The sequence below is a fragment of the Micromonospora endolithica genome (genome assembly GCF_003626595.1).
Classification (GTDB): Bacteria; Actinomycetota; Actinomycetes; order Mycobacteriales; family Micromonosporaceae; genus Micromonospora; species Micromonospora endolithica.
Genome location: NZ_RBAK01000002.1, coordinates 211,762 through 232,524 on the forward strand (window position 1 = coordinate 211,762; position 20,763 = coordinate 232,524).

Below are 20,763 nucleotides of genomic sequence, written 5' to 3' on the forward strand. Positions count from 1 at the left end.
TGCCCATGGCACCGACCCCCTGGATCTCGCTGACCACCGACTACGGGCTGGCGGACGGCTTCGTGGCGGCCTGCCACGGGATGATCGCCCGGCTGGCGCCGCACGCCCGGGTGATCGACGTGACGCACCTGGTGCCGCCGGCGGACGTACGCCGGGGCGCGACGGTGCTCGCGCAGACCGTGCCGTACCTGCCGGCCGGGGTGCACGTGGCGGTCGTCGACCCGGGCGTCGGCACGGACCGGCGGGGGGTCGCCCTGGCCACCCCGGGCGGATTGCTGGTCGGGCCGGACAACGGGCTGCTGGTGGACGCGGCGGCGGCGCTGGGCGGGATCCGGGTGGCGGTCGAGCTGACCAACCCGGACTGGTTCGCCCCCCGGGTGTCCCCGACGTTCCACGGTCGGGACGTGTTCGCGCCGGTGGCCGCGCGGCTGGCGCTCGGCGCGCCGCTGACCGGTGCCGGCCGCACCGTGGACCCGGCCGGCCTGGTGCAACCTCCGGCGCCGGTGGTCCGGGCGGCGGCGGACGGGTTCACCGCCGAGGTGCTCACCGTGGACCGCTTCGGCAACGTGCAGCTCGCCGCCCCGGCCACCCTGCTGGAGCCGCTGCCGGACCGGGTCCGGGTCGGCGACCGCGCGGCGGTGCGCGGTGCCACGTTCGGCGACGCCGCGCCGGGTGCCCTGGTGGTGCATCCGGACTCGGCCGGGCTGGTGGCGGTCGCGGTGAACCGGGGCCGGGCGGTGGACGTGCTCGACGTCTCGCCGGGCGACCTGCTGCGGGTGGCGTCCGGCTGAGGCGCCGCATCGGCCGGGTGGACCTCCCGCCGCCCGGTGCACTGTGGAATGCTTCCCCGGTGGGTGAGCGATGGGTTCCGGTGCCCTGTCCCTGCTGCGGCGCGCGGACCGGAGGCGGCACGTGTCCGGTCTGTTTCTGGACCGACGACGGCCAGGGTGAGGCCGACGCCGACGTGGTGCGCGGCGGCCCGAACGGCGACCTGAGCCTGACCCACGCCCGGCTCAACTTCGCCGTGTACGGCGCGAGCCACCCCCGCTACCAGGACATGGTCCGCCCGGCCCGGCCCGACGAGGGCGTCTGACGCCGTCCCGGTCGGTCGCCGCCGACGACCGGCGGGCCGACGCCGGCCGGCCCGCCGAGGGGGTACGCGGTCAGCAGAGCGGCACCGTGCCCCCGTACACCGCCGAGATGTACGCGTGGCTGACGAACTGTCCGGTGGCGAGCCGGTTCCAGCGGTTGGTGGTGCGGTACGGGCCGGCCACCGTCTGCCCGGTGACGTAGCACTGCAACGGTACGTTGGCGTAGCGGGCGGCGAGCCCACGGACCGGGTACGAGGTGCTGGCGCCGGACCGGATGTTGAGCGGGCCGTCGCCGACCACGCCCCGCGGCCCGACGCCGGTCCACAGGTACGCCACGTCGACCCAGGCGTTGGTGGTGAGTCGCAACCCGTCCCAGAACGTGCCGTCGGCGAGGTCGATGCCGGCCGGGTTGAGCACGGTACGGCCGAACTGGTCCCGCCCGCCGTTGTAGCCGTTCTGGTAGGCGGCCTGCGCCTCGGGGCGGCCCCGCGGCAGGTCCTTCCAGTTCTCCCGGACGGCGCTGATGTTCCAGTAGTCGTCCCGGGTGTTCCACGGGCCGACGTCCCAGACCGGGGCGTACTCGCAGCGGCTGCCGCTGGTGGTGCAGACCCGCACGGTGTAGTCGCCCCGGTTGAGCGGGGACAGGCCGCGCCGGGACGGCAGCGCCACGAAGTGGTCCCGGGCAACGATGGTGCGCCCGTTGGCGGTCACCTCACCGACCAGGCCGATCCGGGTCGCGTACACCCGGTAGACGAGTCCGGGCGTGGCGCCGGAGACGGCGGTGGGTGCGACGGCGGCGCGGTCGGCGGTGAGGCGTACGGCGCGGACCCGCGCGGTGGCGCCGGCGGCGGTGAGCGTCACGCGGAGCTGGACCCGGGTGACGGGCCGGTCGAAGACGGCGGCGGGTACCGCGGACCGCCACTCGGTCCAGCCGGTGTCCCGCCAGCCGCGCACCTGCGCCTCGGCGGTGGCACCACTCGGCACGGTCGCGGTGACCTCGGCGCGGACCCGGGTGGCCGGCCGGGCCAGCCGCTGCGGGGTGGCGACGAACAGGCCCTCGGCGACGGCGCTGTGCGGGCTGCGACCGGCGGCGGCCGGGGTGGGTCGGAGGTCGGCCAGGCGCAGGCCGGTCGCGTCGTACCGGACGTTCACGTCGTCGCCGTCGACGATCGATAGGTCGCTGGCCCACCCGGACGGCGCGGCGGAGGCGGGGGTGGCGAGCGGGAGCAGGACGAGGGTCAGGATGGTGCAGAGGACGGCCGATCGGGTACGTCGTGGGGTACGACTCATGGGCATTCTCCTCAGAACTCCCTGATAGTGCGCTTTTCCGGGATCGAGGGGAACCTCAGTACAAATAGCGACACATGCGAATATCACTCACAGGAGGAAGGAGGGCGAGGTGCCCGAAGGCGACACCGTGTGGAACACCGCCCGCGTCCTGCACCGGGCGCTGGCCGGCGTACGGCTCACCGGGAGCGACTTCCGGGTGCCGCGGCTCGCCGTCACCGACCTCACCGGCTGGACCGTGCGCGAGTCGGCGAGCCGGGGCAAGCACCTGCTCCTGCGCCTGGCCGCCGCCCGGACCGACGAGCCGTGGACGCTGCACTCGCACCTGCGGATGGACGGAGCCTGGCGGGCGTACGCGCCGGGTGAGCGCTGGGCCGGTCGCCCCGCGCACCTGATCCGGGTGGTCCTGCGCAGCGCGACGGCGGTCGCGGTCGGCTACCACCTGCACGAGCTGGCCCTGGTGCCCACCGCCGACGAGCACACCCTGGTCGGGCACCTCGGGCCGGACCTGCTCGGCGCCGACTGGGACGCCGACGAGGCGGCCCGCCGGCTCGCCGCGAACCCGGCGGCCACCATCGGCGAGGCCCTGCTCGACCAGCGCAACCTGGCCGGGGTGGGCAACCTCTACAAGTGCGAGGTGCTGTTCCTGCGCGGCGTCTCGCCGTGGACCCCGGTCGGCGCGGTGCCCGACCTGGGCGGCACGGTCACCCTCGCCCAGAAGCTGCTGGCCGCCAACCGGGGCCGCTGGACGCAGAGCACCACCGGCTCGTTGCACCGGGGGCAGACCAGCTACGTGTACGGCCGGCGGGCGCAACCCTGCCGCCGCTGCGGCACCGCGATCCGCAAGGAGGAACTGGGCGATCGGGTCACCTACTGGTGCCCGACCTGCCAGCCCGCTCCACCGTGAGCGGCGTGTCGGGGCGAACACTCCGGCGGAGCGGATCGTCGTCACGGATAGGGACGATTGGGCACTTCCTTCTCCACCCGAATCGGTACATGCTGCGGTTGAGTGCTCACGCATCGTCAGCGCGACCGGGGGTCTCCACGTCGGAGTGACGGCCACCGCGCCCCGACCTCGGGGAGAGCCATGGACATCTTCCGCAGGATCCGCCTACCTCGACCGGATCGGGCGATCCCCGGCGGTCCGGAACCGGCGGACGGACGTCCGCCGTCCGGGGCCGTGCCCGCCGCGCGGCGGACGGACGACCCCGGACCGTCCGGTACGCCCACCACGGCGAGCCTCGACCCGACCGCACGGCCACGGTGCTTCGGAACGGTGCCCAACTTCGCCCACAGTCCCCTGCCGGTCGTCGACGCCGACGGTCGGGTGACACCCGGCACCGGCCTGCGGAAGTTCGTGGACCCCCTGCCCACCCTGGCCACCGGCCCGACCACCGGCCCGGGTCCCGCCACCGGGCTGCCGGTCGCGGTGCCGGACACCATCAGCCACCCGGGTTGCGACTACTACGAGATCGGCCTCCAGGAGTACGCCCAGCGCCTGCACCGGGACCTGCCGGCGACCCGGCTGCGCGGCTACCGGCAGCTCAACCTGGGCACCGACGGCACCGGGCACAACACCGTCACCCCACCGGATCGGCCGTGGCACCTCGGGCCGGTGGTGGTCGCCCGGCGGGGCCGGCCGGTCCGGGTGAAGTTCATCAACCAGCTCCCCACCGGCCGGGCCGGCGACCTCTTCCTGCCGGTCGACGACACCCTGGACGGCGCGGGCGTCGGCCCGCTCGACGGCCCGGCGCCCTACCCGCAGAACCGGGCGGTGCTGCACCTGGCCGGCGCGCAGACCGGCTGGATCAGCGCCGGCAACCCGTGGCAGTGGATCACCCCGGCGGGCGAGATCACCCCGTACCCGACCGGCGTCGGGCTGACCCACGTGCCGGACATGCCGGAGCCCGGTGCCGGCGCGACCACCTTCTACTTCCCCAACGACCAGAGCGGCCGGCTGCTCTGGTTCCACGACAACACCGCCGGCCTGTCCCGCCTCACCGTCTACTCCGGACAGGTCGCGCTGTACCTGCTCACCGACCCCGCCGAGGACGAGCTGGTCGCCGACGGGGTGCTGCCCGCCGAACAGGTACCGCTGGTGTTCGAGGACAAGACGTTCGTCCCGGACGACACCCAGCTCGCCGCCGAGGACCCGACCTGGGACCGGGACCGGTGGGGCGCCCGGGGCAGCCTCTGGCACCCGCACGTCTACCAGGTACGGCAGAACCCGTACCGGGACGACGGACGCAACCCGACCGGCCGCTGGGATCACGGGTCGTGGTCGCGTACCGCCGCCGGCGCGGACGGCGGCGGCACCGGCCGGGCGGACGCCCCCGATCCGGCGCCGAATCCCCACCACGATCCGGTCACCGCGCCGGACGAGCCACCGATGGCGCCGCGGGTGCCGCACCCGTCCGCGGTACCGGAGACCTTCGGCGACACGGTCCTGGTCAACGGGGTGGCCTACCCGTGGCTGGCGGTCGCACCCCGCACCTACCGGTTCCGGATCCTCAACGCCTGCACCGACCGCAGCCTCAACCTCCAGCTCTACCGGGCCGCCGGTGCCGGCCCGGAGTCCGGCGAGGTGCCGATGGTGGCGGCCGTCCGGGCACCCGGCCGGCCCCCCGGCTGGCCGACCGACGGGCGGGACGGCGGCGTGCCCGACCCGGCCGCCGTCGGGCCGGACCTCGTGCAGATCGGCAACGAGGGCGGCCTGCTGCCGGCCCCGGCGGTGATCCCCAGCCGCCCGGTCAGCTACCGGTACGACCGCCGCGACCCCACCGTGCTCAACGTCGACGGGCACGCCCTGCTGCTCGCCCCCGGGGAGCAGGCCGACGTGCTGGTCGACTTCTCCACCGTCGCACCCGGCACGAACCTGGTCCTCTACAACGACGCGCCGGCACCGCTGCCCGGCTTCGACCCCCGGTACGACCACCACACCGGAGCGCCGGACCTCGCCGCCGAGGGCGGCACCCCACCGAGCCGACCCGGGTACGGGCCGAACACCCGCACCCTGCTCCAGTTCCGGGTGGCCGGTGACCCGTCCCCGCCGTACGACCTGGCCCGGCTGCGGGAACGGCTGCCCCACGCGTACGCGGCCAGCCAGCGGCCACCGATCGTGCCGCAACCGGCGTACGACGCGGCCTTCGGCACCCGGACCGCCCGGGAGACCCTGGTCCCGGTGCACGCCACCACGGTCACCTTCACCCCGGCCGGTGCGAGCGCGCCGGTCCTGCTACCGCTCGCGGTCAAGGCGGTGCAGCAGGTCTTCGAGCCCGACCACGGCCGGCTGGCCGGTCGGCTCGGTGTCGGCCACCCGCACGCCGGGCCGCTCTCCCCGGCCGCCCTGCCGCTCGGCCCCACCGACCCGGCCACCGAGGTGGTGCACGTCAGCGACCCGGCGCTACCGGTCGGGGCGCCCGCCGACGGCACCCAGGTGTGGCGGATCCGTGGCGACGGCCGGCAGACCCAGCCGATCCGGCTGGACGGCTGCGACCTGCAACTGGTCAACCGGGTCGGCTGGGACGGCACCCTGCGCCCGCCGCGCCCCAACGAGCTGGGCTGGAAGCAGGTGATCCGGGTCGACCCGCGGGAGGACGTGGTGGTGGCGCTGCGGCCGGTCCCGCCCACCCTTCCCTTCAAGATCGGCAACAGCGTACGGCTGCTGGACCCGACCCGGCCGGCCGGCGCCCGGAGCGGCTCGACCCCGGTCAGCCCGGTGGACGGGCGGCCCGCGCAGGTGGTGAACCAGCTCGTCAACCTGGGCTGGGAGTACCGCTGGCACACCCAGCTCGCCGGCCACCGCGACCTCGGCATGAGCCGACCCCTGGTGCTGCGGGTGGCCCCGAACGCACCCACCGGGCTGACCGCCACCCCGGCGCCCGGGTCCGCCACCGCCCTGCCGGCCATCGCGTTGGCCTGGACCGGCAACGGCAGCCGCCCGCCGGCCACCAGTCACCTGCTCCAGCGGGCCACCGACGCCACCTTCAGCACCGGGCTGACGTCGATCACCGTGGCGGCGACCGCGACCCGGTGGACCGACGCCAGTGTCATCCCCGGGGTGACCTACCACTACCGGATCCGTGCCGAGAACGCCGTCGCCTGCTCCACCTGGTCCAACAGCGTGCCCGCGTCGGTGCGCCTCACCGCCCCGACCGGGCTCACCGCGGCGGTGCCCCCGGCCGCGCCGCTGCGGGTGGCGCTGCGCTGGGCCAACCGGTCCTTCGCCACCGGGGTCGACGTGCAGCGAGCCACCAACCCCACCTTCACCAGCGGCCCCGGCACCACCGCGATCGGGGTCGGCGACAACCACCTGGACCCCGCGGTGGCACCGGAGACGACGTACTACTACCGGGTCCGCACCACGTACCTCGGCGCCGCCGCCCCCTGGTCGACCGTGGCGCAGGTGACCACGCCGCCCCGTCCCGCCGTACCCACCGGGCTGACCGTCACCGCCACCGCACCGGGACCGGACACCGCGACGGTGGTCCTCGGTTGGGCCGCGACCACGCCGAGCGTGCCGGGGGCGGGCTTCGTCGTCCAACGGGCGCTGGACCCGGCGTTCACCCGGGAACTGGCCACGTTCACCGTCAACGGTCGCGGCTTCACCAACAGCGGTCTGGCCCGGGGCGTCACCTACCACTACCGCGTCCGCTCGTTCAACGTCGTCGGCACCTCCCCCTTCAGCACCCCGCTGACCGCGACAACCCCCACCTGACCCGCCCGCCGAGCGCGCGCTCGCCCACCGAGGCGGATCCGCCCGCCGAGCACGCTTTTTCCGTGAAAATGCGCGCGGGCACGACGGCGCGCGGGCACGACGGCACGGAGGGTGCGAGGGGGTCAGGGGTAGCGGAGGGGGGCGGGATCGACGGTGCGGAGTTCGGCCAGTGCCGACGACACTCCGTGCAGCAGGTCGGTCGCCTCGATCAGGCGGGTCGCCGCCAGCGGCTCGACGCCCGGACGGGAGTCCTCCGCGACGTAGCCGGCGGCGGCCACCACCAACCGCTCGTACGCGGCCACGCCACTCTCCAGCTGCTCGGCGAGTGCCGCGTGCGCCTCGGCCAGGGGCGGTCGCGCGTCGGGTGGGGCGAGTCGCAGCGTCCGCTCGACGGCGGCCACCCGTCCGGCCAGGTCCCGCAGCGAGCGGTCGGCGGCGGCCGCCTCGGGCACCGCCGGCCCGGCCAGCCCGGTCAGTCGGGACGTCATCCCGGCCAGGGTCAGCGCCGCCCGGTCCAGCCGCGCCCACGGCTCGGCCGCGGAGGTGCCGCGCAGCGCCACCCGGGAACGCACCCGGCGTACCTCGGCGAGCACCCCCGGGCCGACCGGCAGCCGCTCCACGGCGGCGACCAGCCGCGCCCGGGAACGGGCCGCGGTCTCGGCGGGGTCGAGCGCGGGCGGCGCGGGTTGGGCCGCCAGCGCGCGCAGGTCGAGCCAGCGCCAGGCGGTGAGCACCAGCGCGCCGCCCGCACCGGCGGCCCACGCCGCGTCGGGCAGACCCAGCCCGGCGTACGGGGTCAGCACCGCGGCCGCCCCGGCGAGCCCGCCGGCCGTGACGCTCCACCGGCGTGCCGACCGGCGCAGCCGGCCGAGTCGCCGGAAGTAGCGCGTACGCTCGTCTGCCACCTGTGCCTCCTCGACGCTGCCGCTCAGCCGGCGGCGGTGCTGTCGCCGCTGCTCCGGTCCCGGGCCATGCTGGCCCGGATCTCGTCGAGCTTGGCGGCACCCGGGTCGGCGGCGGGGGTGGTGCGCTCCACGGCGGGCTGGTCCTGCTGGCCGGCGAGCTGCTCACCGGCCATGCTCGACCGGATCTGTTCGAGCCGTGCGGAGCCCGCCGAGTCGAGGGTCGCCTTCTGGATCTCCAGCATCCGACCCTCGGCGGAGTTGCCGGCCAGCTCGGCCCGGCCCATCGCGTTGGCGTAGCGCCGCTCGATGCGGTCCCGCACCTCGTCCAGGCTGGGAGTGTTGCCCGGAGCGGTGAGCGCCGACATCGACTCCAGCGAGGCCGCGACGCTCTCCTGCATCCGGGCCTGCTCCAGCTGGCTGAGCAGGCGGGTCCGCTCGGCGAGCTTCTGCTGGAGGATCATCGAGTTGTTCTCGACCGCCTTGCGGGCCTGCGCGGCGGCGCCGAGCGCCTGGTCGTGCAGGGTCTTCAGGTCCTCGGTGGCCTGCTCGGCGGAGACCAGCTGGGTGGCGAGGGTCTGGGCGGACTGTTCGTAGCGGCCGGCCTCGGCCTCGTCACCCCGGGCCCGGGCCTGGTCGGACAGGACGAGGGCCTGACGGGCGTTGCCCTGGAGCCGTTCGACCTCGGTCATCTGCCGGGAGAGCTTCATCTCCAGCTGCCGCTGGTTGCCGATCACCGCTGCGGCCTGCTGGACGAGCGCCTGGTGCTGGCGCTGCGCGTCCTCGATGGCCTGCTGGATCTGCACCTTGGGATCGGCATGCTCGTCGATCTTGGCGCCGAACAGCGCCATCAGGTAGTTCCAACCCTTGACGAACGGGTTCGCCATCTCCGCGGTATCCCCTCAGTCGCGTCGCTCCGCCTCGACGGGCCGGTGGCCACCGGCCGGCCTCCGGCACGGCAGTGACTCCATCGTCCCAGCCGCATGCCACCCGGGCATCCGGACCGGTCAACCGGGCTCGTGCCGACACCGTCCGCGATCAACCCTACGCGGCGTAGGAGGCACCGACCACGGGGTGCGCGACGGCCTCGATCCCGCAAGCGTGGTCGGCGCGGGTCGGGGGGCGGATCAGGCGGCGCAGACCACGTCGCGGTCGCCCTTGCGGACCCGCGTGCTGCGCAGCGTGGCCTTGAGCGGGGAGTCCTGCCGGACCTGGACCGCGACGGCGCCGTCCGAGGTGACCTGGCGTACGCCCCGGTTGGTGGCCTTGCGCACGGTGGCCGCCGCCGCGACCGTGGTGGCCTCGACCGGCTCGTCGGCGACCGGGACCAGCACGCCGGGCATCTGCTCGGCGAGCGCCACCGTGTCGCTGACCTCGCGGAGCAGCTCGGAGAGTCGGGCACCGAGGGCGTCGCAGATGGCGGCGAGCAGTTCGCTGGACGGCTCCTTGTGTCCGCGTTCGATCTCGGACAGGTAACCGAGGCTGACGTTGGCGGCGGAGGACACCTCGCGCAGCGTGCGGTGTTGCCCCTGCCGGCGTGCCCGCAGCGCGTCACCGATCACCCGGCGTAGCAGGACCATCGCACCTCCCCTGGGGGAACACCTCGTCACCCCGGCCAACCGGCCCGGCACGATCCACCGTGCCGACCCGACCGACGGAGCCTTCCCGCAACCGTACCCGTTGCCGGCCCGGCCGACATCCCACCCCGCCCGTCCAATCCGAGGGCCGGGACGGGTCGGGACGGTCGGGTCAGGCCGCGCTGCCGGCGGTCGCGGCGTCGTGGTCCAGGGCGTGGACCCGCTCGGCGAGCAGCCGCAGCGCCTCGATCACCGCGGCGGCGCGGATGTGGTCCCGGCCACCGTCCAGGTCGAGCCGGCGCACCTCGCTGCCGGACGGGCCGGCCACCGCCACGTAGACCAGACCGACCGGGTTGCCGTCCTGCGGTTCCGGGCCGGCCACGCCGGTGGTGGCCAGGCCCCAGTCGGCCGCACAGCGCCGCCGACCACCCTCGGCGAGCGCCACGGCGACGTCCGGGTCGACCGGGCCGCGGGCGTCGAGCAGGTCCTCCGGTACGCCGGCCAGCCGCGCCTTCAACTCGGTGGCGTAGACCACCAGCCCACCCTGGTAGACGCTGCTCACCCCGGCGATCTCCACGATCGAGGCGGCCACCAGGCCACCGGTCAACGACTCGACCGTGGCCAGGGTCTCCCGCCGCTGGGCGAGGCTGTGCACCACGCCGGCCGCCGGGGAACCGGCCGGTCGTACCCCTGCCGCGTCGGTCTCGGTCTCCATCCCGCTCTCCTTCCCCCGCACTTCCCGATCAACCTCGTCGATCATGAAGTGGTTGTGCCGGCACGCCCGCGCACGGTGGGGACAGCTTCATGGTCGACCATCGGGGTTCAGGGGCTGGGGCGGCGGAGGCGCAGGGCGCGGGCGAGGTAGTCGAAGCCGGTGAGCACCGTGACCGCCACCGCGGCGGCCATGATCCACGGGCCGACCGCGGCGAGGGCGGCGGGCATCGGCCAGAGGTACCAGGTGATGGCGAGGATCTGCAGCGCCGTCTTGATCTTGCCGCCCCGGCTGGCCGCGATCACCCCGTGCCGGAGCACCCAGAAGCGCAGCGCGGTGATGCCCAGCTCCCGGGCCAGGATGACGGCCGTCACCCACCAGGGCAGCAGGTCGTACCAGGAGAGCAGCAGGAGCGCGGCACCGGTGAGCGCCTTGTCGGCGATCGGGTCGGCGACCTTCCCGACGGAGGTGACCAGCCCGAACCGGCGGGCGATCCAGCCGTCCACCAGGTCCGTCACCGACGCCACCGCGAAGATCAGGCAGGCGGCGATCCGCCAGCCGGCGTGCGTCATCCCGGAGACGACCACCGAGGCGCCGAAGACCGGCACCAGCACCAGGCGCAGCAGGGTCAGCGCGTTCGCCGCGTTGAGGACGGGCACCCGGGCCACCACCGGCGGCACCGTCGACTCCGTCGCCCCGGTCACCGCCGCGTCCCGCTCCGGTCGCCATGGCGCACCTGACCCCCCACCATGTGGCTCCCTCGTTCGCTCCGGGCCTGCCGTCACCGCGCCGCGCCGGGCGCCGCCGAGATCATCTCATCCGGGACCGCCACCAGGTCCACCCCTTCGGTCGCGGTGACCGTGGCGCGGACCAGGTCACCCGGACGCAGGGCGGCCAGGTCGACCCCGCCCTCGACCGGGGCGACCAGGGTCGTCGAGCCGTCCACCTCGGGCGCCTGGTGCGCGGCGCGACCCTCGACCACGCCGCCGTCGACCGAGTCCACCAGCACCTCGACGGTGGAGCCGAGCCGCTCCTCGGCCCGCTGCGAGCACAGCTCGTCGGTGAGCGCGGCGAGCCTGTCGTAGCGTCGTTTGATCGTCCCGGCGGACACCTTGCCGGGCAGGCCGGCGGCCTCGGTCCCGTCCTCGTCGCTGTAGTCGAACACGCCGATCGCGTCCAGCCGCGCCTCGGTCAGGAACCGGACCAGTTCCGCCACGTCGGACCTGGTCTCTCCCGGGAAGCCGACGATGAAGTTGCTCCGTGCGCCCGCCTCGGGGGCCAGCGCCCGGGCCGCGGCCAGCAGGTCCAGGAACCGGTCGGTGGAGCCGAAACGGCGCATCCGGCGCAGCACCGGCTCGCTGGAGTGCTGGAACGACAGGTCGAAGTACGGCGCCACGCCGGGTGTGGTGGCGATCACCTCGACCAGGCCGGGCCGCGTCTCGGCCGGCTGGAGGTAGCTGGCCCGCACCCGCACGATGCCGTCGATCGCGGCGAGCTGCGGCAACAGCTTCTCCAGCGCCCGCGGATCGCCCAGGTCCTTGCCGTACGACGTCGAGTTCTCACTGACCAGCACCAGCTCGCGGACGCCGGTCTTGGCCAGCCACTCCGCCTCGGCGAGCAGCTCGTCCGGCGTACGCGAGACGAACGCGCCGCGGAAGGCGGGAATGGCGCAGAACGCGCAGCGTCGGTCGCAACCACTGGCCAGCTTGAGCGACGCGACCGGGCCGGTGTCGAGCCGGTGCCGCAGCACCTGCCGCAGGTGGGCCGGGGTGTGCTCGTCGGTCTCCAGCGCCGACCGGGTGGGGGTGCCGTGGCCGGGCAGCGACACGGCGGCGGCCCGCCGGTTGACCGGGGTCAGCGGCAGCAGCTCACGACGGTCCCGCGGGACGTGCGCGTCGAGCCTGGTGCCGGCGACGACGGCGTCGAGCCGGGCCGCGATGTCCGGGTAGTCGTCGAAGCTCAGCACCGCCTGCGCCTCGGGCAGGCTCTCGGCCAGCTCCCGCCCGTACCGCTCGGCCATGCAGCCGGCGGCCACCACCTTCGCGCCGGTCCCGGCGGCGGCGAGCAACGTCTGGATGGAGTCCTGCTTGGCCTTTTCCACGAAACCGCAGGTGTTGACCACCACCACGTCGGCGCCCTCGCCGTCGGTGGTGACCTGCCAACCGTCGGCGTGCAGCCGGGCGGCCAGCTCCTCCGAGTCGACCTCGTTGCGGGCGCAGCCCAGGGTCAGCAGGGCGACCCGGCGGCCGTCGGCGGTGTTGTCGGAAGGAGAGGTGGCAGACACCATCCGAGGGTACCGGGCGCGGCGGCCCGGACCGTCAACGGCGGCCCGCCGGCATCGGCCGGCTCACATCCGGTGTCCGCCGGCCGGTCGGACGACCGCCGCGCCGGCCCGGACCAGCCGGTCGAGGAGGAAGACCTCGGTACCGGCCAGCCCGGTGGAGCAGAAGACCGACACCTGGTCCGCGGTGGTCCGGCCGGCGACCGCCCCGGCGAGCACCGCGCCCAGGTCGCGCAGCCGTCCGGCGTACGGTTCGACGGCGGCGAGCATCGGCGGCACGTACGCGGTCGCCTGGACCGGTGAGTCGGTGACCAGCACCTCGGCGCGCTCCAGCAGGTCGGTGCCGAACTCGTGCCGGTCGGCCTGCTTGAAGCCGACCGCGTTGACGTGGGTGCCCGGGGCCAGATCGGCCGCGTCGAGCACCGGGGTGACGCTGGTGGTGGCGAGGACCACCACGTCGGCGCCGGCGACCGCCTCCCGGACGGTGCCCACCGGCACCGCCGGAACGCCCAGCTCGGCGCGGACCCGGTCGGCGAACGCCGCCCTCCGGGCAGCAGAGCGGCTCTGCACCCGGATCTGTCGCAGCGGGCGGACCGCGGCGGCGGCCCAGACCTGCGTCCACGCCTGTCGGCCGGAGCCGATCACGCCGATCGTCGCCGCATCGGGACGGGCGAGTGCGTCGATGGCCACCCCGCCCAGTCCGCCGGTCCGCCGGGAGCCCAGTTCCTCGCCGACCGCGACCGCCCGCACCGCACCGGTCCGCGCGTCGTGCAGCACCACGAGCTGCGCCGACTCGGGCAGGCCGAACGTGTCGTACGAGCGGTAGCCGTACCACTCGCCGGTGAGGTGACCGGCGGTGAGCACCATCCGCCCGCCCGCCAGCGACGCCGACGCGCGGGGCGGGGCGACGAGCCGACCGGCGTACGCGGCCCGCAACGCGTCCCGCATGGCCGCGACCGTGGCGGCGGCGTCGAGGGTGGCAGCGACCTCCTGGTCGGTGACAAGCATGGTCATCGGTCCAGCATGCGACGTGAAGTCGACTTCAACTCAACGCCCGGTGGGAGAGGTCACCGTCGGGCCGTCCGGACCGGTGCTAGCGTCGGTCCCGGTGGCCGATCCACCGCCGGCACCACACCGGCGCACCGGTCACCGCCGGACGAGGGTGGGCGTACCCGGTCAGGACAAGACGCCCCGCGACCTTCAACCGTCGTCCCGACCTTCGACCCCGGGACCCGCTTTCGCCGAGGTGACCACCGTGGCCTGGATCGTGCTCGTGATCTCCGGACTGCTCGAGACCGCCTGGGCGATCGCCCTGGACCGCAGCAACGGCTTCAGCCGCCCCCTGCCGACCGCCGTCTTCGGGGTCACCCTGGTGCTCAGCATGGCCGGCCTGGCGTACGCGCTGCGCGAGATCCCGGTCGGCACCGGCTACGCGGTGTGGGTCGGCATCGGCGCGGTGGGCACCGCCCTGGTCGGGATGCTCGCCCTCAACGAGTCGGCCAGTCTGCCCCGCATCGCCTGCCTGCTCCTGGTCGTGGCCGGCGTGGTCGGCCTGAAGATCTACCACTGACCGCGCATCGCCCCGCACGCCCACGCTTACGCCCACGCAAGATCGTGCCCGATCCGGGAAGTAGGGGCATCGGTGCGCTCGCGAGGCCACTACTTCGTGGTTGGAGCACGATCTTGTCGGCCAGACCCGTCGAGGCGTGACGAAGAGCGACAGTGGGTAGAGATCGGGCGGCACCGCAGGCTCTCATCCCCCGGAGGCAGACATGGCCAACGTCCACAGCAACGCCCGTCCCCGCACCAACGCCGCCCGCATCTGCACGATCGTCGGTTTCGTGTTCGCGGGCCTCGCGCTCCTGCTCAACCCGCTGCTCTTCGGCATCATCGGCCTGGTCCTGGGCATCGTCGGCGCGGTCCTCGGCGACAAGCCGCTGGGCTGGTACGCGGCCATCGCCAACGTGGCCGCCATTGTGATCAACATGGTGCTCTTCGCGGCGCTCGTCAACAACTGACCTGGTCGCCTCCACGCCACGGGCCCGCCGGTTCGACCGGCGGGCCCGTGGCGTGTCGAGATGACATGCCGACCCGGCCCCGCGGCGAGCGGACGCGACGGGGAACGTCAGTTCCGGTTGGCGACGATCACCTGGTTGCCGTCCGGGTCCCGAACCACCGCCATCCGCTCACCCCACGGCTGGTCCACCGGCTCCGCCGCCACCGGCACACCGGCGGCGCGCAGCCGGGCCAGCGCCTCGTCGCAGTCGGCGACGTAGACCCAGAGCGTGACCCGGTCGTTGGTCAGTTCGCCCGGCTCCTCCTGCTGGCCGAGGCCGATCTGGCCACCACCCTGGCCGCCGGCCGAGTCGGCGCCGAACCGCAGCACCACGAAGGCCGGGTCGCCCGACTCCGGAAAACGGTAGGTGAGCGTCCCGCCGAGCAGATCCCGGTAGAAGCCGAGCGCGGTCGGCAGGTCGGTCGCGGTCAGGATCGGGAAGACCTCCTCGCCGAGCGGGCCACCGTCACCCGTCATCGCCGCCACGCAGGCCCACCAGAACCTCTTCCAGCTCGTCCGGCTTCACCAGCACGTCACGCGCCTTGGAGCCCTCGGACGGGCCGACCACACCCCGGGTCTCCATCAAGTCCATCAGGCGGCCCGCCTTGGCGAAGCCGACCCGCAGCTTGCGCTGGAGCATCGAGGTGGAGCCGAACTGCGAGGTGACCACCAGTTCGACCGCCTGCACCAGCAGGTCCAGGTCGTCGCCGATGTCCTCGTCGATCTTCTTCTTGTTGTCCTGCGCGGGGGCGAGCACGTCCGGGCGGAACTCCGGCTCCCGCTGGTCCTTGCAGAACTTCACCACGTCGGCGATCTCGCGCTCGGTCACCCAGGCGCCCTGGATCCGGACCGGCTTGGACGCGCCCATCGGCAGGAAGAGGCCGTCACCGCGGCCGAGCAGCTTCTCCGCGCCCGGCTGGTCGAGGATGACCCGCGAGTCGGCGAGGGAGGAGGTGGCGAAGGCCAGCCGGGACGGCACGTTGGCCTTGATCAGGCCGGTGACCACGTCGACCGAGGGGCGCTGGGTGGCCAGCACCAGGTGGATGCCGGCGGCCCGGGCGAGCTGGGTGATCCGGACGACCGAGTCCTCCACGTCGCGGGGCGCGACCATCATCAGGTCGGCCAGCTCGTCCACGATCACCAGCAGGTACGGGTACGGGCGCATCTCCCGCTCGCTGCCCGGCGGGGCCTTGATCTCGCCGTTGCGTACCTTGCGGTTGAAGTCGTCGATGTGCCGGACCCCGTTGGCGGCGAGGTCGTCGTAGCGCATGTCCATCTCGCGGACCACCCAGTCCAGCGAGTCGGCCGCCTTCTTCGGATTGGTCACGATCGGGGTGACCAGGTGCGGGATGCCCTCGTACCCGGTCATCTCGACCCGCTTCGGGTCGATCAGCAACAGGCGCACCTCGTCCGGCGTCGCCCTGGTCAAGATGGACACCAGCAGACTGTTGAGGCAGCTCGACTTGCCGGCGCCGGTGGCACCGGCAATGAGGATGTGCGGCATCTTCGCGAGGTTGGCCACCACGAAGCCGCCCTCGATGTCCTTGCCGAGCGCCACCACCATCGGGTGGTGGTCACTGGTGGCCGCCCGTGACCGCAGCACGTCGCCGAGCGACACGTTCTCCGGATCGGTGTTCGGGATCTCCACCCCGACCGCGCTCTTGCCCGGGATCGGGCTGAGGATGCGGACGTCCGGTGACTTCACCGCGTACGCGATGTTGCGGGAGAGCTGGGTGATCCGCTCGACCTTGACGCCCGGTCCCAGCTCGACCTCGTAGCGGGTCACGGTGGGTCCGCGGGTGAAGCCGGTGACCGCGGCGTCCACGTCGAACTGGTCGAAGACGCCGGTCAGCGCGGCGATCACCTCGTCGTTGGCCTTGCTCCGGGTCTTCGGCGCCGAGCCGTTGCTGAGCAGGTTCGCCGGGGGCAGCGTGTAGTCGCCGGCCAGGCCGGTCAGGGCCAGCTGTTCGGCCCGGGTGGGCGGTGCCGAGTGCTCCGGCGGGTCCACCGGGCGGCGGCTCGCCGGCACCTTCCCCGGCGCCTTGCGGGGCAGGACGATGGTGTCCTGGAGGTCCACGCCCTCGACGTCGTCGAAATCGTCCGGGTCCAGCGGGGGCGGCATCCGCTTCGCCGGTCGACGGCGGGCCGGCTTCGCCGGCTCCTCGTCCTCCTCGTCGACCTCCTGCTCGGTGCCCGGTGGCGCACCGACCACGGCGCCGGCCAGCAGACCGAGCCGTTCGGGAATCTTGTTGATCGGCGTGGCGGTGACCAGCAGCAGCCCGAAGACCAGCAGCAGGACCAGCAGCGGCACCGCCACCCAGGCGGTGACCGCGCGCTCCAGCAGGCTGCCGACCCCGGCGCCGACCAGCCCGCCGGCGAAGTCCCGCTGCACGTCGTCCACCGGGGCCTGCCCGATCTGCAACAGGGCGGCGGTCGCGATCAGCATCGAACTCCAGCCGACCAGCCCGCGCCCCCGGTGTTCCGGCTCGGCCGGCTGGCGCATCAACCGCCACGCGCCGATCATCAGCAGGACCGGCACCACGATGGCGATCGCGCCGAGGAACAGCCGGACGCTGTCGGCCAGTCGGGCGCCCACCGGCCCGGCACCGGAGAACCAGATCGCCACCGCGCTGAGCATGGCCAGCCCGAACACCAGCAGCCCGGCACCGTCGCGGCGGTGCTCGGGGTCGAGGTCCCGGGCGGAGGCGGCCTGCCGGCCGGCGGCCCGGACGGCCCAGCCCACCCCGTGCGCCAGACCCATCCACACCGCTCCGACGGCCCGTCCGACGTAGACGGCCGGGCCGGGGCGGGCGGCGGTGCCCCGGCGACGGGCCGGGGCGCGGGTCTTCTTCGCCGGTTGGCGGGCACGACTGTTCGAGGTGCCACGCGGCGACGCGCCGCGTCGCCGGCTCGCCTGAGAGGTACGGCCCGCCATAGCATCAACTTAACGGCGGGACCCGGCAGATCGCCGCTTTTCCGGGTCGTGTCCGCGCGTCGCCGTGCGGATCCGCCGTCCGTCGTGATATTCGCCGCAGAAGGGATGCCCCCATGGCGTCGCCGCCGGGTACCGAGGACGGCCCGGCCGACCCGCTCGCCGGGCATCCGGACCGGTTGCGGCCGCTGACCGGCGCGCTGGTGGCCGCGGTGCTGGCCGGCCGGGGTTACGCGGTGACCACCGACCCGGCCGGTGACCTGGTCGGCCGCTGGGCCGACAGTCTCATCTGGTTCCTGCGGCCGGGCGCCGCCGGTGAACTGCTACAGGTCCGCACCCTGACCGCGCCGGCGTTCCCGATCGAGTACGTCCCGGCGTTGCACGCCTTCTGCAACGCCTGGAACCACGACCACCTGTGGCCCAAGGCGTTCGTGCACGTCGAGGACGACGGGCAGGCCCGGGTGTGCGGCGAGGTCATCACCGACCTGGAGTGCGGGGTGACCCCGCACCAGTTGGACCGCCTGCTGCACTGCGGCATCTCCACCGGCTGCCAGTTGGCCGCCGAGGTCGACCGGCTGCCGGGCGGGGTGGCGACGTGACCGGCGGGCCGGACCCCTTGGGGTGGCCGGGCCGGCGCGCCGGCCGGCGTACCGGCGCGGACACCCGGGCACTCGCCGACGCGCTGGCCGACGCGCTCGACTCCCCCGACGGCGAGGCGCGCAGCGCGGAGCTGGAACGGATCGCGGCGCACGCCGACGCGACCGGGGACGACCGCTCGGCCGTGGCGGCCCGGTTCGCGTTGATCGAGGCGTACCTGCTGCACGGGGAGCGGTGGCGGCTGGTCGAGCCGGTCCGCCGGTGCCGCGCCGCCCTGGACCGCCGCCCGGACCTGCTGCCCGCCGACGACCGGCGGGCGTTGCTGCGCCACCAGCGGTACGCGGTCGAGGCGCTGCTGGCCACCCCCCGGATCGGGCTGGACCAGGCCCGCGTCCTGCTGGACGACCTGGCCGGGCGTACCGCGACCGGGCCCGCACCGGACGGGGACCCGGCGGGAAGCGACGGCCCCGGCGCGGTGGTCGCCGAGTTGCGCTGCCGGATCGCCGACCATCTCGGCGACGAGCCGACCGCCCGCCGCTGGTACGCCCACTGGGTCGCCGCCGTCGCCGACCCGGCCGGCGGATGCCCCGGCTGCGCCCCGGTCCGCCGGGCGGAACTGCTCGCCGGGTGGGGCGACTGGTCGGGGGCGCTGGACGAGCTGCGGGAGGTGTTCGACGGCCGGGCGGACTGCACCGACCAGCCGGAACGCGCCCTCGCCGCCGCCCTGCTGCCGTGGCTGCGGGCGGGTGAGCCGGAACGGGCCGCGGCGGCGCACGTGCGGGCCTACCGGCGGCACCGGCGGGAGCCGTCCGCGTTCGGCCAGCTCGCCGCGCACCTACGCTGGTGCGCGCTGGGCGGCCACCCCGAGCGGGGACTGGACGTCCTCGCCGAACAGCTGCCCCGGCTGGACCGGCCCACCGACGACCTGGCCGCGATGGAGTTCGCCGCCGCCGGGGCACTGGTCTGCGCGGTGGCCGGCGAGGCCGGGCTGGGCGGCCGGCGGGTGCACCGGCCGGCGTACGGGGACCGGCCGGCCGCCGAGGTCGACGTCACCACGCTGGGCGGGACGCTGCTGGACCTGGCCACCCGGTGGGCCGGCAGCTTCGACGCGCGCAACGGCACCGGCCACCAGTCCGGCCGGATCGCCGGTTGGCTGGCCGAGCGGGCACTCGCCGAGGCGGTTCCGCTACCGCCGGACGACGATGGGGGCGACGATCCGACCGGCGAACCCGGCGACCGGCCGGACGTGGGTGACGCCACGCCCGGAGACGACCTCACCTCGCTGCGGGTCGGGCTGGTCACCGCCGCCCTGGACCGGCGCGGGGACCGCTACGCGGTGGACGCCGCAGGCACCGTGGCGGGCCGGTGGGGCGAGGCGCTGGTCCAGTTCCGGACCGTCGGGGAGCGCGGGGAGATCCTCCAGGCGCGGTGCGTCGCCGACCGCCGGCTGCCGGCCGACCGGCGCAGCGAGGCGTACGCCTTCTGCAACGCGTGGAACCACGACCGCCTGCTGCCGACGGCGTACGTGCACGACCTGGGGTCGGAGCTGGTGCTGGTCGGTGACGTCACCACCGACCTGGCGCACGGGGTGACCCCGGCGCAGGTGACCGTGCTGGTCGACGCGGCGGTCCGCACCGGGGTCGCGTACGCCGAGGCGGTCGCCGCCCTGCCCTGAGCGACGACGGTGAGGTCCGGAACTCGCTCGACCCGCCGCGGCCGTTGCTGATGGACTCACCGCCATGACTACCTCTCCCGCCGACCGCGCCCTGCTCCTGCACGACCTGCACCGCCCCGGTTCCCCGCTCGTGCTGCCCAACGCCTGGGACGTGGCCAGCGCCCGGATCGTCGTGGCCTGCGGCGCGGCCGCGGTCGCCACCACCAGCGCCGGGGTCGCGTGGAGCCTCGGCCGGCCCGACGGCGACGTCCTGGACCGCGAGTCGGCGGTGGCGGCCGTCGACCGGATCGCCGGTGCCGTCGCCGTCCCGGTCACCGCCGACGTCGAAGGCGGGTTCGGGGTCGATCCGGCCGGCGTCGCCGAGACGGTGGCCGGGGTGCTCGCGGCCGGCGCCGTCGGGGTCAACATCGAGGACTCCCGGCCGGGCGCCGACGAACCGCTGCGCGACGTCGACGACCAGTGCGCGCGGCTGCGGGCGGCCCGGGAGACCGCCGACGCCGCCGGGGTACGACTCTTCGTCAACGCCCGCGTCGACACCTACCTGTACGCGGTGGGCGACCCCGCCGACCGGCTGGACAGGACGCTGCGCCGGGCCGCGGCGTACCGGGCGGCCGGTGCCGACGGGATCTTCGTGCCCGGTGTCGCCGACCCGGAGACCATCGGCGCGCTGGTGGCCGGGATCGACGCGCCGGTCAACGTGCTCGCCGGTCCCGGTTCGCCCCCGGTCGACGTCCTGGCCGGACTGGGCGTGGCCCGGGTGAGCCTCGGGGCGAACCTCGCCGAGGCGGCGTACGGGCTGGTCCAGCGCGCCGCGCGGGAGGTCCTCACCCGAGGCTCGTACGACTCGCTCGCCGACCCGCTGTCCTACCGCGAGCTGAACGCGCTGTCCGCCTAGGGTCGGAGCCCTCGCCGGCGGGCCCGGTCACCCAGGGCCCG

19 protein-coding genes and 1 riboswitch are annotated in these 20,763 nt (G+C 74.7%); of the genes, 9 read left to right on the plus strand and 10 right to left on the minus strand.

Annotation, left to right across the window (positions count from 1 at the left end; genetic code table 11):
- Positions 1–5: 5 nt before the first annotated feature.
- Positions 6–791, plus strand: a complete 786-nt coding sequence (locus D7223_RS06875; protein ID WP_120726195.1) for an SAM hydrolase/SAM-dependent halogenase family protein — start codon at positions 6–8, stop codon at positions 789–791.
- 59 nt (positions 792–850) lie between these two features.
- The gene (locus D7223_RS06880; RefSeq protein WP_120726196.1) at positions 851–1,093 is read left to right on the plus strand and encodes a CPCC family cysteine-rich protein; all 243 of its coding nucleotides are present in this window, start codon (positions 851–853) and stop codon (positions 1,091–1,093) included.
- Between the two features lie 70 nt (positions 1,094–1,163).
- On the opposite strand, the gene D7223_RS06885 is transcribed toward D7223_RS06880, so the two are convergent.
- A complete protein-coding gene (locus D7223_RS06885; RefSeq protein WP_120726198.1) occupies positions 1,164–2,381 on the minus strand; it encodes a hypothetical protein in 1,218 nt (405 codons plus the stop codon).
- 109 nt (positions 2,382–2,490) lie between these two features.
- Between D7223_RS06885 and D7223_RS06890 the strand changes: the two genes are divergently transcribed.
- Both D7223_RS06890 and D7223_RS06895 read left to right on the plus strand, forming a co-directional pair.
- Positions 2,491–3,285, plus strand: coding sequence for a zinc finger domain-containing protein (locus tag D7223_RS06890; protein WP_120726200.1), 795 nt, complete (start codon positions 2,491–2,493; stop codon positions 3,283–3,285).
- Positions 3,286–3,465: 180 nt separating this feature from the next.
- Complete coding sequence (locus tag D7223_RS06895; protein WP_120726202.1) at positions 3,466–7,095, plus strand: hypothetical protein; 3,630 nt, start codon at positions 3,466–3,468, stop codon at positions 7,093–7,095.
- A gap of 122 nt (positions 7,096–7,217) precedes the next feature.
- Here D7223_RS06895 and pspM read toward each other — a convergent pair whose 3' ends face one another.
- The 7 genes from pspM to D7223_RS06930 form a co-directional block, all read right to left on the minus strand.
- A complete protein-coding gene (pspM, locus tag D7223_RS06900; protein WP_120726204.1) occupies positions 7,218–8,000 on the minus strand; it encodes a phage shock envelope stress response protein PspM in 783 nt (260 codons plus the stop codon).
- Between the two features lie 23 nt (positions 8,001–8,023).
- Positions 8,024–8,884 (minus strand): PspA/IM30 family protein, encoded by an 861-nt coding sequence (locus D7223_RS06905; RefSeq protein WP_120726206.1) that lies wholly within the window; start codon positions 8,882–8,884, stop codon positions 8,024–8,026.
- A 240-nt stretch (positions 8,885–9,124) separates the two neighbouring features.
- A complete protein-coding gene (locus D7223_RS06910; RefSeq protein ID WP_120726211.1) occupies positions 9,125–9,577 on the minus strand; it encodes a helix-turn-helix domain-containing protein in 453 nt (150 codons plus the stop codon).
- Between the two features lie 169 nt (positions 9,578–9,746).
- Positions 9,747–10,289 (minus strand): CinA family protein, encoded by a 543-nt coding sequence (locus D7223_RS06915; protein WP_120726213.1) that lies wholly within the window; start codon positions 10,287–10,289, stop codon positions 9,747–9,749.
- A 107-nt stretch (positions 10,290–10,396) separates the two neighbouring features.
- Positions 10,397–10,990: a CDP-diacylglycerol--glycerol-3-phosphate 3-phosphatidyltransferase gene (gene pgsA / locus D7223_RS06920; RefSeq protein ID WP_120726215.1), complete on the minus strand. Its 594-nt coding sequence runs from the start codon at positions 10,988–10,990 to the stop codon at positions 10,397–10,399.
- A gap of 77 nt (positions 10,991–11,067) precedes the next feature.
- Entirely contained in the window at positions 11,068–12,573 is a 1,506-nt protein-coding gene (gene rimO / locus D7223_RS06925; protein ID WP_120726217.1) for a 30S ribosomal protein S12 methylthiotransferase RimO, read from the minus strand.
- Positions 12,574–12,633: 60 nt separating this feature from the next.
- A complete protein-coding gene (locus tag D7223_RS06930; RefSeq protein ID WP_120726219.1) occupies positions 12,634–13,581 on the minus strand; it encodes an ornithine cyclodeaminase family protein in 948 nt (315 codons plus the stop codon).
- A 114-nt stretch (positions 13,582–13,695) separates the two neighbouring features.
- A riboswitch (guanidine-III (ykkC-III) riboswitch) is annotated at positions 13,696–13,763 on the plus strand.
- Between the two features lie 59 nt (positions 13,764–13,822).
- On the opposite strand from D7223_RS06930, the gene D7223_RS06935 reads away from it, so the two are divergent.
- Positions 13,823–14,137 (plus strand): DMT family transporter, encoded by a 315-nt coding sequence (locus tag D7223_RS06935; RefSeq protein WP_120727058.1) that lies wholly within the window; start codon positions 13,823–13,825, stop codon positions 14,135–14,137.
- A 202-nt stretch (positions 14,138–14,339) separates the two neighbouring features.
- Entirely contained in the window at positions 14,340–14,585 is a 246-nt protein-coding gene (locus D7223_RS06940; RefSeq protein ID WP_120726221.1) for a hypothetical protein, read from the plus strand.
- Between the two features lie 107 nt (positions 14,586–14,692).
- Here the strand turns inward: D7223_RS06940 and D7223_RS06945 are convergent, their stop codons facing one another.
- Positions 14,693–15,100 (minus strand): VOC family protein, encoded by a 408-nt coding sequence (locus tag D7223_RS06945; protein WP_120727060.1) that lies wholly within the window; start codon positions 15,098–15,100, stop codon positions 14,693–14,695.
- Positions 15,090–17,558, minus strand: coding sequence for a DNA translocase FtsK (locus tag D7223_RS06950; protein ID WP_120726223.1), 2,469 nt, complete (start codon positions 17,556–17,558; stop codon positions 15,090–15,092). Before D7223_RS06950 ends, D7223_RS06945 begins: the two co-directional genes overlap by 11 nt.
- 113 nt (positions 17,559–17,671) lie before the next feature.
- Between D7223_RS06950 and D7223_RS06955 the strand changes: the two genes are divergently transcribed.
- The 3 genes from D7223_RS06955 (at position 17,672) to D7223_RS06965 (ending at position 20,722) form a co-directional block, all read left to right on the plus strand.
- Complete coding sequence (locus tag D7223_RS06955) at positions 17,672–18,154, plus strand: YbjN domain-containing protein (protein WP_120726225.1); 483 nt, start codon at positions 17,672–17,674, stop codon at positions 18,152–18,154.
- Positions 18,151–19,827 carry a type III secretion system chaperone family protein gene (locus tag D7223_RS06960; protein WP_238161704.1) on the plus strand — a complete coding sequence of 559 codons (1,677 nt, stop codon included), beginning with the start codon at positions 18,151–18,153 and terminating at the stop codon, positions 19,825–19,827. Before D7223_RS06955 ends, D7223_RS06960 begins: the two co-directional genes overlap by 4 nt.
- Before the next feature lie 64 nt (positions 19,828–19,891).
- On the plus strand, positions 19,892–20,722 hold the full coding sequence (locus tag D7223_RS06965; protein WP_120726227.1) for an isocitrate lyase/PEP mutase family protein: 831 nt from the start codon (positions 19,892–19,894) through the stop codon (positions 20,720–20,722).
- The last annotated feature ends 41 nt before the right edge of the window (positions 20,723–20,763 follow it).